The organism is Neobacillus citreus, assembly GCF_018343545.2.
GTDB lineage: Bacteria > Bacillota > Bacilli > Bacillales > Cytobacillaceae > Neobacillus > Neobacillus citreus.
The window spans coordinates 39,958-54,038 of record NZ_JAGYPE020000017.1; the positions used below are offsets into that span (position 1 = coordinate 39,958).

Consider the following 14,081-nt stretch of genomic DNA (forward strand, 5'->3'; position numbering starts at 1 on the left):
TTTGCAACAAAATTTCTTTGTAAAAGGACTGAAAAATGTATACAAAAAGAATAACGGCTGATGAAGATTTAAGGGCAGCTTTTGCTATTCGGAAACAAGTATTTGTAAAAGAACAAGGCGTTCCATTAGAAGACTAATTTGATCAATTTGATACACTTGAGGGAACTTGCGAACACGTATTAGTCCACTACAATAAACAACCCGTCGGAACGGGAAGGATAAGCTTTATTAATGGAGTAGGTAAATTGGAGAGAATCTGCATCCTTGAACCTTACCGTAAATTTGGTATTGGAAAAAACATTATAAAAGCGTTAGAAGAAATCGCTGAAGAACGGGGAGCCTCGCAGGTTAAATTACATGGGCAAATGCAGGCAGAAGGATTTTATAAAAAAATTGGTTACCGAACTTCTTCGGCAATCTTTATGGAAGATGGAATCCCACATATTCTCATGCTCAAAGAATTATCTACTAAAAATGATAATGACACCAAGTAACCCTGACTACACTAATCTGCCGCTAAAAGAAATCGAACAGCATACTCTCGTTAAATAATGTAATTGGGCTAATAATCGTCCATATAATTCAATTAAAATTGCTATACAGTAGAAAGGAAGCAGAAAACTATTCTTCTGCTTCCTCCATGCTTATCCCCGTAAAACGTGTTTCAGGACTTTTCCACTCGCATTACGTGGTAATGTATCGAGAAAGTCTAGTTCCACGGGCAGTTTGTATTTAGCCAGTTTTGTTTTGCAATAGGTGAGGACATCATCTTCTGTAAGCGTTCTTCCTTCTTTAGGTACCACAAACGCTTTTGGGACTTCACCGTAAATAGGATGCGGGACGCCGACAACAGCAGCCTCCAAGATTTCCGGAATTTGATATAGGACTTCTTCGACCTCGACGGGATAAACGTTTTCGCCGCCACGGTTAATCATATCCTTTTTTCGGTCTACGATATATAACAGTCCATCCTGGTCAAATCGGCCTAAATCTCCGCTGTATAACCAGCCATTTTTTAAAGCCTGCCTTGTGGCTTCTTCATTTTTTAAGTAACCCTTCATCACAAGCGGCCCTTTAACAACGATTTCTCCTACTTCCCCCGTTGGTACTGGCTCGCCAAACTCATCAACCACCTGCACCTCGAGCCCTGGCAATGGTTCGCCGACAGAACCGACTTTGTCCAGTGCATAATGGTCCTTTAAGGTTGTAGCTCCAGGTGAATTTTCTGTCTGGCCATATAAGTTTTGTACTTTTACATCAGGATAGCGTTCCTTTACCGTACGGACCAGCTCATATGGCATAGGAGCCGCCCCGTACGTGAACAAACGGAGCCTAGATAAATCAGTTTCTGCCATTTTAGGAGTATTTAATAGAATACTATAGATGGCCGGGACTCCAAAGAAAATGGTCACCTTTTCTTTTTCCATTGTCCTCAAGGTTTGTTCCGGTGAAAAAGCCTCCTCAATTACCACTGTACCGCCCTTATAAATAGTAGGAACAGTAAAACAATGACTCGCAGCACAGTGGAACAGCGGGGTCACGATATGCATGCGGTCAGCTGCGGTTATTTCCATTACATCTGACCAAATTTGAGCAGTCGCACGGACATTTCCGGCTGATAACATAACCCCTTTGGGCTTGCCAGTCGTTCCGGATGTGTAAAAAACAACCGCTGTATCATCCTCATCAACCTTCACAGGCTGAAAAGGGATTTTGTCGTCTGCTAAAACTGCTAGTAATGAATCCTCGCCGCCAACTGCTAAACGGTCCTTAAACTGCTCTAAGGAAATCTGATTCAGTTGGGCTTCATACCTTACATCATAAATGATCGCTTTCGCTTCAGAATGGCTGAAAATATACTCCACTTCCGGTGCAGTTAATTTGGTATTGACGGGCATGACCGAAAATCCGCCCAGCTGGCAGGCATAATAACAGATTACAAAATAATCAGAGTTGGGCAGATAGACCGCAATGATGTCATCCTTTTGGTAGCCCTTCTCCTGGAAATACCCGGCTAAATTTTTCGCCTGCTGGTATAATTGGCCGTAGGTCATCTCCCTGCCCTGATAAGCGGTAATCACCTTGTCCGGCTGCAGCTTTACATGTTCTTCTAATTGTTCTGAGACAAACATTTAATACAACCCCACTTCTCAATTAAGAATTTTCCGAATAAACTAATTAATTCTCTATATTTTCTAAAATTCCTCTAAATTCTACAAATTCCCGCAGGTTTCAGCCGAGTCTCAGAATCTAATTCGTTCTTGTCACATTAGAATAAAAATAAAAAGCTGTTTTCGTAATTAACGGGATCACTTTCCCCAAAAAGGTAACTTTTCAATTACCTTTTTGGGGTGATTACCATATATTTGGATATACTTTCCGATTTGGAGTGGTTACTTTCCAATTGGGGGCAGTTACTTTCTATTTTTACGATTTTACTTACACTTTCTGGCCAAATACTTTCCAGAATACCTGATTTACTTTCCAAACTATTTTACCGGTGGGAATTCACACCAAAAAGCCAGGCGGAGAGCCTGGCTTAGGTAACATATGAGATCTTAATAATACCTTTTTAAAATTTACTCGCTGAATTTGGGGTTTTACTCGTCAACTTTTGACTTTTACTCGCCTAATTTCATGATTTACTCGCCCAACTCAAGACTTTACTCGTTAACCCTCAACTCAAGAGCATTTTTTATATTCGAAAAGCAACATTCATTTAGAAAAGAGCCAAATAAAAAGCTGACCCAAAAGTGTCGTCTTTCAACAACCTTTTGGATCAGCCTCTTTACCTATATGATGAAAGATAAAAATCGCAGCAATTTATCCGCGTCTTCCACCTCTACCGCCCTGTTTTGCAGTACTGTTGCGTTTTAGGGTAGACAAATTTTCTTCACTAGTCTTTAAAAATTTAGCCATTTTATCTTCAAAACTTTCCTTTGGCTTGAAATTACCTTTTGAACGAAAGTCTTTGGAACGGTTATCCCCTCTACCACCCGGACGTGATGGGCGTTGAGAATAAGAAGAGCTTTGTCCTTCGGGTTTATCAACCGCCTTTTTAATGGACAAGGAAGTTTTCCCGTCTTTCATACTAATTACTTTTACTTCAACTTGGTCGCCTATTTTAAGATGGTCATTTACATCTTTAACATAGCTATCCGCTACTTCACTGATATGCACAAGACCTGTTGATCCATCCGGTAATTCCACAAAAGCTCCGAAATTAGTAATGCCTGTTACTTTACCTTGTACTTTGCTGCCAATTTCTACTGACATATTAATGGTTTTCCCCCTCAAGAATGTTAAAAACACTTAATTATAACAAATTAAACAAACTGAAACAATTGATATTGATTGCTTGGTTAATATTCTACTAATTATAAATGGTTTCAAAGTATTTTTCAATATTTCATCTTACCTGAGCTGCTTCAGTTCCCTGATAAATTCGATATGCTGGAACAATTGTGTCGGAAACAATTTCTTTTCCTTTTTCACGAATGAAGTCCAATTTATAATAGGCATCGAATCTTCGGCTGATTTCCGTCTTCACCAGTTCGGGCGGAGTGACGACGATGAATTGGAACTTCAGTTTTTCGGCGACTGAGAAAATCGGGTCGAGGACATGTGCTGATGCGGCTTGTCCGAACGGATTATCACAGACTAACGGAACCCAGCTTTGATCTGACTCATTTTTAACTGACAATAACATCATCATCATAACCATTCGGGCAGACAGCTTTTGTCCTCCACTGCCATCTGATTTCGTCTTTGAACCTTGATTAATGGTCTGCCAGGTTGAATAATGTTCTCTTTGCGGTTTTCCGTACATAAAGGCATTATCCGTCCGCATGTTATAGACGAGAAGCTCCGGGTATCTATTTCGTAGTGATACAAACAAAATCTGCTCATCACTAATAAGTTGTTTTATTTCTTGGTCTACAGCAAGATTATTGTGATCAATCGTATCAAATTGTTTGGTAATTTTGTTGATGGCAGCGACAAAATGCTGCTTCAGCAGCGGCTCGATATCTTCGGGCTTTTTAGGTAAAATATCTTCTTTTAGCTGCACAAGCGGGAAGGATCCTCGTTCATTTTTCAGCTTCATCTTTGCAATCATCGAACGGATCGCCTCTGAAATACTCATCACCTTCATGCTTGCCCGGCTGGCCCAGAAGTTTTGAGCCTTTTCTGCCCGTTCTTTGTCCCGTTCTAATTGTTCCAAACCACCTTGTGAGAAGCGCTTCATATTTTTAACGATGCTTTGAATATGCGAATAATGCCTTGTATCCATATGGTCTAATGTTGTTAATACTTCATTTTTAAAACGAATCTCCCAATCCTTTCCTTCAATCGTCTGCTTTACATTACGTAAGGATTGTTCGATTTTCGCATGCTTCTCTTTGCCTTCTTCCTGAATCGCTTGATGTTTTTCACACCAGGATATGATACATGCTTTCCCTTGACTCCTGATTTTTTCTACATCCATATCAGTAAAGGCTGCCGCTTCCTCCTTAAGGACCACGGATAATGTTAACAAATCCCCTTCGAAACCCGCAATGTTGGAGTCTATTTCTTTTTGGCGCTTTTCAGCCTGCTTTACTTCCTCTAGCGTTTGTTTCGTTTGGTCTTGTATTTCTACACCCTTTACTTCTAAGTCAAGCTCTTCCCATTCTTCAGGCGGCTTTTCATGTTTGGCCACTTTCTTTCCTGACTTATCACGCTGAACAATTGCATGCTTTAAGGAAGTTTCTGCGACGGTTACAGCCGTTCCTTGTTCCCGTTCTTCTTTTTCCGCCGTCTTCGCTTCCTTTTGGGCTGTTTGCAGCATATTTTCTAATATGCTTATAGGTTCATCTGGTTCCGGAGCGTCTTTCCACTCCTTATTATAGGTATCTAGTTTTTTCTCTAATTTATTTTGCTGCTTTTGTTCTGTTTCTTTTTTTGCTTGAATAACCAGCAATTCTCTTGCTTGTTCTTCTTTTGATTTTTGGAGCTGTTTTAACTCTTCAATACTGCCATTTAGCTCCTCTAATAAATGAGCTGACAACCGTGGGATGTCTTCACACTGCTCTACTTTTTCATCAGGAGGAAATACCGCTGTTTCAATAAAGACGCCAATCTCTTTAATCGTTTGCTCGGTTGTAACCTTCCATTCTAAATACGTTTGATGCCACTTGGTTTGCAGGTCAATGATATGTTGGTGCTCTTTTCCTATTTCCTGCTGCGCTAAACTCGCGGCTTCCTTTTGTTTCTCTTTCTCTAACTTCAAACGTTTATTTTCTTGATGAATTAGCTTTTCACGCTCATATTCCGTTAATGTTTCTACATCTTTTGTCAGCGTTTCAATTTTTACTTTTGCCGTCTCAATCTGTTCTTTTAGCTGGAGCTGCAATTCTTTTTCTTTTTGCTGCTGTGTTGTGATTTCCTGTAATTTCGTCTTCATAGAATGAAGAGTATACTGTTCCTGATTAAGCTCTCTTTCGATATCCACCGCGAGCTCGTGTGATAAAAATCGATCCATTTCTTTTAGAATACGACGCAAGGAAGTTTCTGTCTTTTCAATTTCAATAAGTGTTTCTTTCTTTTCTTCTATTTGCTTAGCAATACTAATTTTCCAGTTGGTAAATTGATTTTTATCCGTTAATAGCTCTTTCTCAGTTCCGTTAATTATCACAAAGGTTGGCTGGTGATTTTCACTGTTCATTTCCTCACGCAAAAAGATCGGAACAGGACTTTTGAACATTCTTCCGGAAAGAACCTGCTGATTAATTTTTTGCCATTGCTGTCCGCTAACAACTAACCCATACGGAAGGAGCGGATAGGATTCAAGGTGATTTGCAAGCTCTTCTTTACTTAAAGATTGGAGAAATTGCGTTCCATAAAACACATCGATGCCAGTTTTTTCATCAATCCATTCTTTTAATTCTTTCACATCTTTATTCGGAATCCAGAAGTGCTCATCATTTAAGGAATGATCCAGTTGAATTTCCCATAAATCTTTTTTAATTTGTTCAGCTTGTTCCCTATTATTGCCTAGTATGTCTTCAATTTGGATGACATATTTCGAAAGAAGCGCATGAGTTAGTGGTGCCGCGACATCATCTAACAATCCACGAAGACGATCCAACAGTTTTGCTTCTTTTTGTGTTTGCTCCTCATTTGCTTGCTTTAGTTTTTCACATTTTTCTTCCGAAAACTGAATCGATTGGACAAGCGTACCATGTATAGTGGCTAATTCGTTTTGCGCTTCACTAGATTCTTTATCTTTTGCTTGCAGCTCTTCTATCGAAACCTTTTTGTTGTCAATTTGTTTAGAAAGAAACTCGATAAAGCCCTTTAAATCATAGGTTATCCGGTCACCAAATTCTTTAATGAGGTTTTCTTCCTTAGACTCAAATGTATGCATTTGTGTATATAGGAGATCAATTTCCGTACTAAGCCGAGCAATCTCACCAGTCTTTAGTTTCTCCTGCTGCGACAGGTCGTTTCCTTTTTTCTTCAAGAACTTTTGATAGCCCAGATACTGCTTAACAGCTTCTTTAATGGAAAGATAAGACTGATCCCATTGCTTACCTGCTTCTTTTTTGATTTCATCCATTCGTTGATTTACTTGCTCTAGGCCGCTATTTTGTTCTAATGTAGCAATCTGCTGTGAAAGAGCGCGAATACTTTGCTCGTTTTCACTCCACTCCTTTAATAATACCTGAAAGGCTAGCTGTTCTTTTCGTTCTTGTTTCTCCTGAACAATTGCTTGTAAGGAAGTATGCTTATTCTTTTCTTCTCCTAATTTCTTCTCCCAATCCAGTACCTCTCGGTGAGCTTTTGCAAATTCTAGATTGTCTTTTTGATAGCGTAAATCAGCTTGCCTTATCGTTAATTTTTCAATGTCTTCCTTTAAAACAAGCAGCATTTCCTCTTCGGATTGCTTTAAATGTTCCAAAGCACCTAATAGTTGTCTTCCTTCCTTTATACTTGCTTGCACAATGTCTTTATGTTCGGCACCTTTAGCCAAGTTCTCTTCAAAAGGGACAATGTCTTCTAAAAATTCCTTATGTGCCTGCTCTCTTTTTAGAAGAATAGGCAAATCCTTTGCGATACTCGCCTGACTCTTGAAAATCTCAACAAGATCGTTCTTTTGCTCTTCTGTCCGGTGCAACACTTGACTAACCGTAGGAATGATTCGTTTTTGGAATAGGGAATGATCATCCTCGGCCCCCTCAAAGTATTTGCCAACGCCGCCTTCATCCTTGTTAATGTCCTTCATAATATCCCAATCTTTACGGTTAATTCCGTATGTATCAAGAATGCGATAGTGTTTCTTGGTATCTCGGTAAACATCGTAGCCATTCCATTTTAAATAGTCCTTCAGGCTTTCAGTATCAGCAACTTCATCATTTTCAAATAATGGAATATGCTCTAGCGATACCTCTTCTTTCCGTTCAAATTCTCTTGTGTAAAACGTAATATTAGGGATGATCTTGGCTTCCTGTTCCAAGGTTTTGCGATCATTGCCATTTTCTTCATTCATCGAAATCCGCTGTTCGGCTGAGAACATTCCTCCCGTTACCAGATGCCTGCGGTCTGAACCGTCCAATTCCCATTGAATGAGAACATGAAAGGTATAAGGAATAAATTGCTCTTTATTATTAAAAAAGAACTGCTGATAATAACGATTGTTTTGTTTTCCCCATGAGGTTCCAGGTTTAAGTATTTGGAAGATGGTTTGCAGAAATACTCCTTTCCCGCCCCCATTCATCATTGCAATAAGGCCATTTGTGGATGTCTCGCCATTATGAAAGTGAAAGGTGGTATCTTTATATTGCTTTTGCATGCCATCATACTTCAGGCCTACAATTCTAATTCGATGGATTTTCGGCATGCTCCCCCACCTCCGCAGTCATTAATTTTTTGAATAATTCATAACGATCATAATCGTGATAGAGGTATTCAATTCGCTCAAACAGCTCCTGTTTCGGGATTGCCTTTGGAATATCATCCCGGTCCAGAATGACGATCAGTCCCTCCGTCTCTAATAAGCGCATGCTGCTTGCTATTAAACCGATTCTAGTTCGTCTATTGCCTTTTTTAGCCCCATAATCATCCGTTTCAACCTCCATGTATTTCCAGGTTGTCACAACATCCTTCATATCAATTCTTTCCTCTTCTCCGAAGGCAGAGTTCGCTTTAAGAATGCTATCCCATTTCATGATCAGATCGTTGACAAGACGCTCTAATGCGTAATAGCTAATTCCTTCCCGCTTCGTACGGATTTTAGCAGCTTGGTTGCTGTCAATGGCCGCTAAAAATGCCATGATGACAATACTAACAAGATGAAAGTGCTTTTTCGATTCGATTTGCTTATGTTTATCTTTCAGATGCGTAAAATTCGTCGCAAAGATCGAGCCAGTGGGCTGGACAACCAAATGGATCCGTTTCGGCGATTCAATAATATATGTACCTGATTCGTCTGCTAATAAAAGAACCGTCTGTCTCACTTCCGGATCAAAATACGTCTCGAAATGTTCGCTATTTTCGTCAATTACTTTTTCTTTTAATAGAGTAAAATAGACAGCTGATGCTTTTTTTATAGATTCTGCATTCATCTTTTTTCCTCCAGTACACAGATCTTAAACGGGGTAATTTTCGTTTGATACCAAAGAAAAGACTCCGCCCGATGGTCAAACATGGTGAAGATTTTCAAGCCTTCAAACACTTGAAATTGTGGATATTCCTGCATTAGTTTATAAAGAAGAATTTCCCGCTCGTCACTTAATGTTTCTTCTTTCCGATGCAGCACCTGAACCTTCAGCGGCTTTTTATCAAACATCATCCATAAATCAATTGATTCAGATTCTTCAAACCATAAATCCTGTACTTCTAATGGAAGCGTCGATAAATCAGCTAATGAAAACTCCCCGTATGTTTGTAAATGCTGAAAAACATAACTCCATGCCTTAACAACTGAATCCCAGTTCGTCACTCGCACTCGAGTAATGCTTTCTTCTGATTCTTCTTCGATTACAGGATCCGTTAGTTGATTTTCATCAAATTCTTGTTCGCCCCAGATCCAATCAAGCGGCAGAATAAATTCATTCTTCGGTGAAAATAAGGGAGAAAGGACTCGTTCGATCGCCTCGAAACTGTTGACCCCTTCTATCATTAACCAATTTTCATAAAACTGTTCGCGAAATGAAACCAGACTGGTTTCCCAAAACAAGGAGGGATTTTCCGCTTTTAATTTCATCTCATAGGAGATATTTTGGATGACTAGCTTGGCAAAGCGGTCATGCAGCTGCCTTGTATGGCCAATTTTTTCTTGGAGCAGGAACAATTCCTTTTGGATAGGATGGTCCTCTTCATTTCTTCGTTTCGATTTCTCTATCATCCTAGTAATGGTCCGGAAGTGATTTTTTTCTTCCTCAAATTGCTTTTCAATTTCAACCCGATTGTCGGCCCTTTGCCATTCTTCTTCCATCAGCAAGATTTTGGGATTATTTATCATTTCCTTTTGGAAAGTGAATTCCTTTGCCATTAAGCGATTTACGCGTGAAATAAGGTGATCGAGGTTTCGGGTAGCTTTTCTAAAATTACCGTTCTTAATTAGCTGCATACTATAGAGTTGTTCGATTGTAATGGAGAATTCTTCGGCCATCTCCCTGCTCATAAAAATCATTTCCTGAGAGACATCCGTAAGTTTATAAACGATCGATCCGCCCAACTCTAAATTCGTATAGATTTCATCCATCGTGACATAACGGAAAACCTGAGTTTCCCATGATTGTTTTATTTCATCGTAATATAAGGCTTCAAATGGTTGGCTATACTCTTCTTTTCCCTGATATAATAACCCGCTTGTAATCCGTTCAATTTGTTTATCATCTGCCAGCAGCTTCATTTGCTTAATGGTGTCCTCTACCATATACTTGATATCTGATTTGCGTCTATGATCATCATCATTTAATTCCCGGTAAAAGATGGTCAGGAGCACTTGCATGAGAATCGTTTGGACATAAGGCTTCAGCTCCCCTACTTCCATTCCCCTGCCAAGCTCAAACAGAGGATTTAATCGTTGCATCCGCTGGGCAAAACCTTCCCATGATTCGTTCAAGTCCATCTCCTCCATGTTTCAATCGTTAATACCTCTTGCGGGATTCGCTTTTTTTCCTGCCATAATTGATGTAATAATGCTTGCTCCTCATCTGTAAACCATTGAAAAAATAAATCACGGTATTTGAGGTTTTGCGTTTGCCCCATTTTCTGGTCATTTTTTTGATCTCGACATTCTAGCATTTTCCGATAAATTTTTAAGGCAGGCTGAATGCTGTTATCCGGGTATTTTTCGATCAGCCGGATGAGGATACCGTACCCCGCCGCATCAAGATCACCTGCGTAGTAGAATAGATAGGATTTGGGCGGAAACATTCGAAAGAAAAAGGAAAAGCTCTGTTCAATTTTCGTGCCTTCCCCGTAAATAATGAGTTCTGGCTCATAATCGAGTTGATTCGCTTCCAATAATTTAATAGAAGTATGAAAGAACGATAGATTTTCGATGATGAGTACTCTATGAATATCTTTTATTTCTTTCCCTTGTTTCATCCAAAATACAAAAGGCTCCCCATACTTCACCATTTTAAGTTGGTCCTCTGATATTCCTATTCTCGTTAAAAATCCTTTTCCATCAGGAAATTCATCACTATCCAATAAGAATTTTTCATGGCCAAAGAGCTCCAGGCTTCTTTCTTCGAATGATACGATTTCCCGTTCCTGGCTGGACTTTAGAAACGTATATACATTCTGGATTCGCTGCCACTCTTCTTTCGTCTGCCATTCGGGATGCCGCTCATAATAGGAAAAATCAAACCGATCACTTAATTTCATCATCTCAAGACGATCCCATTTGTCGGCCTGAACTTTTATATTTACCCAGTAATATAAGGAAAGAGCTGGTGTTTTACCATTGTATTGATTATTTTGAATAGGGATTAGCTGTCCCTCAGCCTGCAGTGTTTCGATCGCGCGATAAAACAACGAATATCCGTCCATTTCAAAATAATCATCCACTAACTTACGCAACTGAAATTCTAAATCGTTACTATTAATTTTCTTTTTTTGCTTAGGGTGTTGAATATCGCTAATAAACCCTCTTACCCTTGTTTCAATGATGTCGATTGTACTCACCTACTTATATCTTCTTAGGGTCATGAAAAGACTCCTATTAATATTTTAGACATCCTTTTATTATAAACTAGTTGCGTGATTGTTCGTAAATGAAATTTTTCTAAAATAATAGATTGAAATAAACAAAAAACGAATCAGTGAAAAATTCACCGAAAAATAGTGCCTGACCCCCGGCGCTGTAATGCTTTAAATGTCGGGGGTCAGGCACTAGAATTCAGTGTGAAATTATTTTAGGGCTTTACTAACTTTTAGCTTCTTCCCTTTTATGGTTGTATTCTCCATGGCTTGTAAAACGAGAGAGCCTTTTCCATTCAGAATATCAACATAGGACATTTGATCCTGGATCGTAATAATCCCAATATCATCGGCAGTTACTCCAGGAATTTTCGCAATCGTTCCAACAAAATCCACCGCACGAAGCTTCTTCTTTTTTCCACCGCTAAAATATAGTTTCATGATATCTTGGTTAATTCTGGCGGTTTTATTATTTCTGACGACTCGTCGGCCGCTGATTTTTTCCTCGAAAGAAGCTTTCATATCAGCAACTTCGTTTGGCTTAGGTGCATCCATTATTGGAATTTCAAAGCCAATATACCGTTCAATAGCTTTAACCAATTTTCCTTCATAAGGTGTCACAAACGTAATCGCTTTTCCTTCATTTCCCGCGCGGCCGGTTCGGCCAGTACGATGGACATAACTCTCTTTTTCCATTGGAACATCAAAGTTGATAACAAGTGTCACATTATCAATATCAATCCCTCGTGCTGCTACGTCGGTGGCAACTAAATAACGGAAATTCCCCATTTTGAAACCATCCATTACAGCAAACCGATCTTGTTGTTCTAATCCGCCATGGAGTCTTTCACAAGAATAATTGGATTCTTCCAATTCGGTATAGACAGTATCAACGTGTTCTTTTGTTCGGCAAAAAATAAGGCAGCTGTCTGGATTTTCAACGACGGTAACATCTTTCAAGAGTGGAATTTTTTTATCTTCCGTCACTTCAATTAAACGATGTTCTATTGTATCCGCCGTGACACCGGTAGCCTCAATCTCGACATTAATAGGATTTTTCATATACTTATGGCAGAGGTTTTCAACATCCTTAGGTAATGTTGCCGAAAATACCATTGTTACTCTGTTTAAAGGGAGTTCATTGATAATTGATTCTACTTCATCGATAAAACCCATATTTAGCATTTCATCAGCTTCATCAATAATTAGATACTTTATTTTATCAAGAATCAGAGTTTCTCTTTCAATATGATCTATAACACGACCTGGAGTACCAACAACTACATGGTTTTTTTGTTTCAATTCTTCTTTTTGTTTCGTAAAAGGTTCTTTTCCGTAAACAGCCATAGCTTTGATCCGTTTAAACCTTCCAATATTCGTAATGTCATCGCGAACTTGAACAGCCAGTTCTCTGGTTGGTGTAAGGATTAAGACCTGTGGCATTTTTTCTTCCCATTCAATCAGTTCGCAAATAGGAATTCCAAAGGACGCAGTCTTACCGCTGCCTGTTTGAGATTTTACAACAAGATCTTGATTTGCCAATGCTAACGGAATGACCTTACGCTGAACCTCTGTCGGAGCTTCATATTTTAATACCTCTAAAGATCTTCTTATTTCATCGCTTAAATTATAAACCTCAAAACTAGTTTCACTCATGTATTAACCTCGTTTTTATGTATTATTCGGCTTATCTATAGGATTCTCTCGAACAAAAATCATATGCATAATCTGAATATTAGTCATTATACTTGAAATGCGGGCAAAAACGAACAATGAAAAACACTGTTGCAGCTGGGGGATTCAAAATGGGCAGTAAAACCCAAAAATGGCTTTAGTAAATTCCACAAAAATTAAATATTTTGATTTGTATAAATATTTAATTTCATTTCATTGTATTTCCATAGAGTCTAAGATAAAATTTTGATTAATATATATCTAAATTCTATAGGTGTGGGGTGAGAGTCTTGGAACCCAAAATCCTTCGCTATGTGATTATGCTAGCAAATGAGAAAAATTTTTCAAAAGCGGCGGAAAAACTTCATATGGCGCAGCCTTCCTTAAGTTATCAAATTATGAAATTAGAAAATGAGCTTGGTACTCAATTATTCAATAGAGGTCATGGTGAAGTCCAACTGACCTATACAGGAAAAGTTTTTGTCGAACACGCCTTAAAAATAAATGATCAATTCAATCAGTTAAAAAAACAAATCGATGATGTAACCGATATGCAGAAAGGTCAGTTGTGTATTGGGAGTTTGGCAACAACAGGTGCATACTTATTACCTGAAGCCATTTCAGCATTTAAAAATAAATATCCTGGAATAGAACTTGTCCTACTTGAAGATAATGCTCCCAACCTAGAATTACTGGTGTTACGGGGGCTGGTTGAAATTAGCTTACAATCTATGCCCATAACACATAAAGAACTTGAAATAGAAACCATACTAGAAGACGATGTTTATCTCGCCATTCCTCCTTCACATCCTCTAGCCAAATCTAAAAAGGTGAATTTGAATGATTTTCAAGATGAGTTCTTTATCCTATTAAAAAAAGAGTCTTCATTTAGAATAGAAACGGAGAATCTATGTAGAAAGGCTGGTTTTGAACCAAGGATTATATTCGAAAGTATTAATATATTGACTTGTCTTTCTCTAGTATCAACAGGGATGGGAATTACCTTCGTCCCGGGTATGGTAATAAAAAACACGCCGGCTCCCCAACCGTTAGTTTATTTGCCAGTTCGTTTGGCTAACAACCATAAGAGAAAAGTCGTGTTTGTCTACAAGAATGGAAGGTATCTTTCTAAAGCAGCGCGTTCCTTTATCGACATTATGAAAAGAGTTACCAAATCGAAATACACCGGTTAAAAGAAGACTAAATTAAAAAAA

8 protein-coding genes and 1 pseudogene are annotated in these 14,081 nt (G+C 38.7%); 2 read left to right on the forward strand and 7 right to left on the reverse strand.

What is annotated here, in order from left to right; genetic code table 11:
• Positions 1-35: 35 nt before the first annotated feature.
• Positions 36-494, forward strand: a pseudogene (locus KHB02_RS11595) (GNAT family N-acetyltransferase).
• Between the two features lie 150 nt (positions 495-644).
• Here KHB02_RS11595 and KHB02_RS11600 read toward each other — a convergent pair.
• From KHB02_RS11600 to KHB02_RS11630, 7 genes are all read right to left on the reverse strand, one after another.
• Entirely contained in the window at positions 645-2,132 is a 1,488-nt protein-coding gene (locus KHB02_RS11600; RefSeq protein ID WP_213140636.1) for a class I adenylate-forming enzyme family protein, read from the reverse strand.
• 691 nt (positions 2,133-2,823) lie between these two features.
• Positions 2,824-3,276: a S1 domain-containing RNA-binding protein gene (locus KHB02_RS11605; RefSeq protein ID WP_213140637.1), complete on the reverse strand. Its 453-nt coding sequence runs from the start codon at positions 3,274-3,276 to the stop codon at positions 2,824-2,826.
• 133 nt (positions 3,277-3,409) lie between these two features.
• Complete coding sequence (locus KHB02_RS11610; RefSeq protein WP_213140638.1) at positions 3,410-7,879, reverse strand: coiled-coil domain-containing protein; 4,470 nt, start codon at positions 7,877-7,879, stop codon at positions 3,410-3,412.
• A complete protein-coding gene (locus KHB02_RS11615) occupies positions 7,857-8,603 on the reverse strand; it encodes a DUF6063 family protein (RefSeq protein WP_213140639.1) in 747 nt (248 codons plus the stop codon). The genes KHB02_RS11610 and KHB02_RS11615 overlap by 23 nt, the downstream gene beginning before the upstream one ends.
• Positions 8,600-10,114: a hypothetical protein gene (locus KHB02_RS11620; protein ID WP_241113825.1), complete on the reverse strand. Its 1,515-nt coding sequence runs from the start codon at positions 10,112-10,114 to the stop codon at positions 8,600-8,602. Before KHB02_RS11620 ends, KHB02_RS11615 begins: the two co-directional genes overlap by 4 nt.
• Positions 10,105-11,178 carry a Wadjet anti-phage system protein JetD domain-containing protein gene (locus tag KHB02_RS29910; RefSeq protein WP_213140641.1) on the reverse strand — a complete coding sequence of 358 codons (1,074 nt, stop codon included), beginning with the start codon at positions 11,176-11,178 and terminating at the stop codon, positions 10,105-10,107. Before KHB02_RS29910 ends, KHB02_RS11620 begins: the two co-directional genes overlap by 10 nt.
• Before the next feature lie 225 nt (positions 11,179-11,403).
• The gene (locus KHB02_RS11630) at positions 11,404-12,849 is read right to left on the reverse strand and encodes a DEAD/DEAH box helicase (RefSeq protein WP_213140642.1); all 1,446 of its coding nucleotides are present in this window, start codon (positions 12,847-12,849) and stop codon (positions 11,404-11,406) included.
• Between the two features lie 308 nt (positions 12,850-13,157).
• Between KHB02_RS11630 and KHB02_RS11635 the strand changes: the two genes are divergently transcribed.
• A complete protein-coding gene (locus KHB02_RS11635; protein ID WP_213140643.1) occupies positions 13,158-14,060 on the forward strand; it encodes a LysR family transcriptional regulator in 903 nt (300 codons plus the stop codon).
• Positions 14,061-14,081 lie beyond the last annotated feature (21 nt).

What these genes read in the sequence shown, in the direction of transcription:
- KHB02_RS11630 (WP_213140642.1), bottom strand. Translation starts at nt 12,849, where the DNA reads ATGAGTGAAACTAGTTTTGAGGTTTATAATTTAAGCGATGAAATAAGA.
- KHB02_RS11605 (WP_213140637.1), bottom strand. Translation starts at nt 3,276, where the DNA reads ATGTCAGTAGAAATTGGCAGCAAAGTACAAGGTAAAGTAACAGGCATT.
- KHB02_RS11620 (WP_241113825.1), bottom strand. Translation starts at nt 10,114, where the DNA reads ATGGACTTGAACGAATCATGGGAAGGTTTTGCCCAGCGGATGCAACGA.
- KHB02_RS11610 (WP_213140638.1), bottom strand. Translation starts at nt 7,879, where the DNA reads ATGCCGAAAATCCATCGAATTAGAATTGTAGGCCTGAAGTATGATGGC.
- KHB02_RS11600 (WP_213140636.1), bottom strand. Translation starts at nt 2,132, where the DNA reads ATGTTTGTCTCAGAACAATTAGAAGAACATGTAAAGCTGCAGCCGGAC.
- KHB02_RS11615 (WP_213140639.1), bottom strand. Translation starts at nt 8,603, where the DNA reads ATGAATGCAGAATCTATAAAAAAAGCATCAGCTGTCTATTTTACTCTA.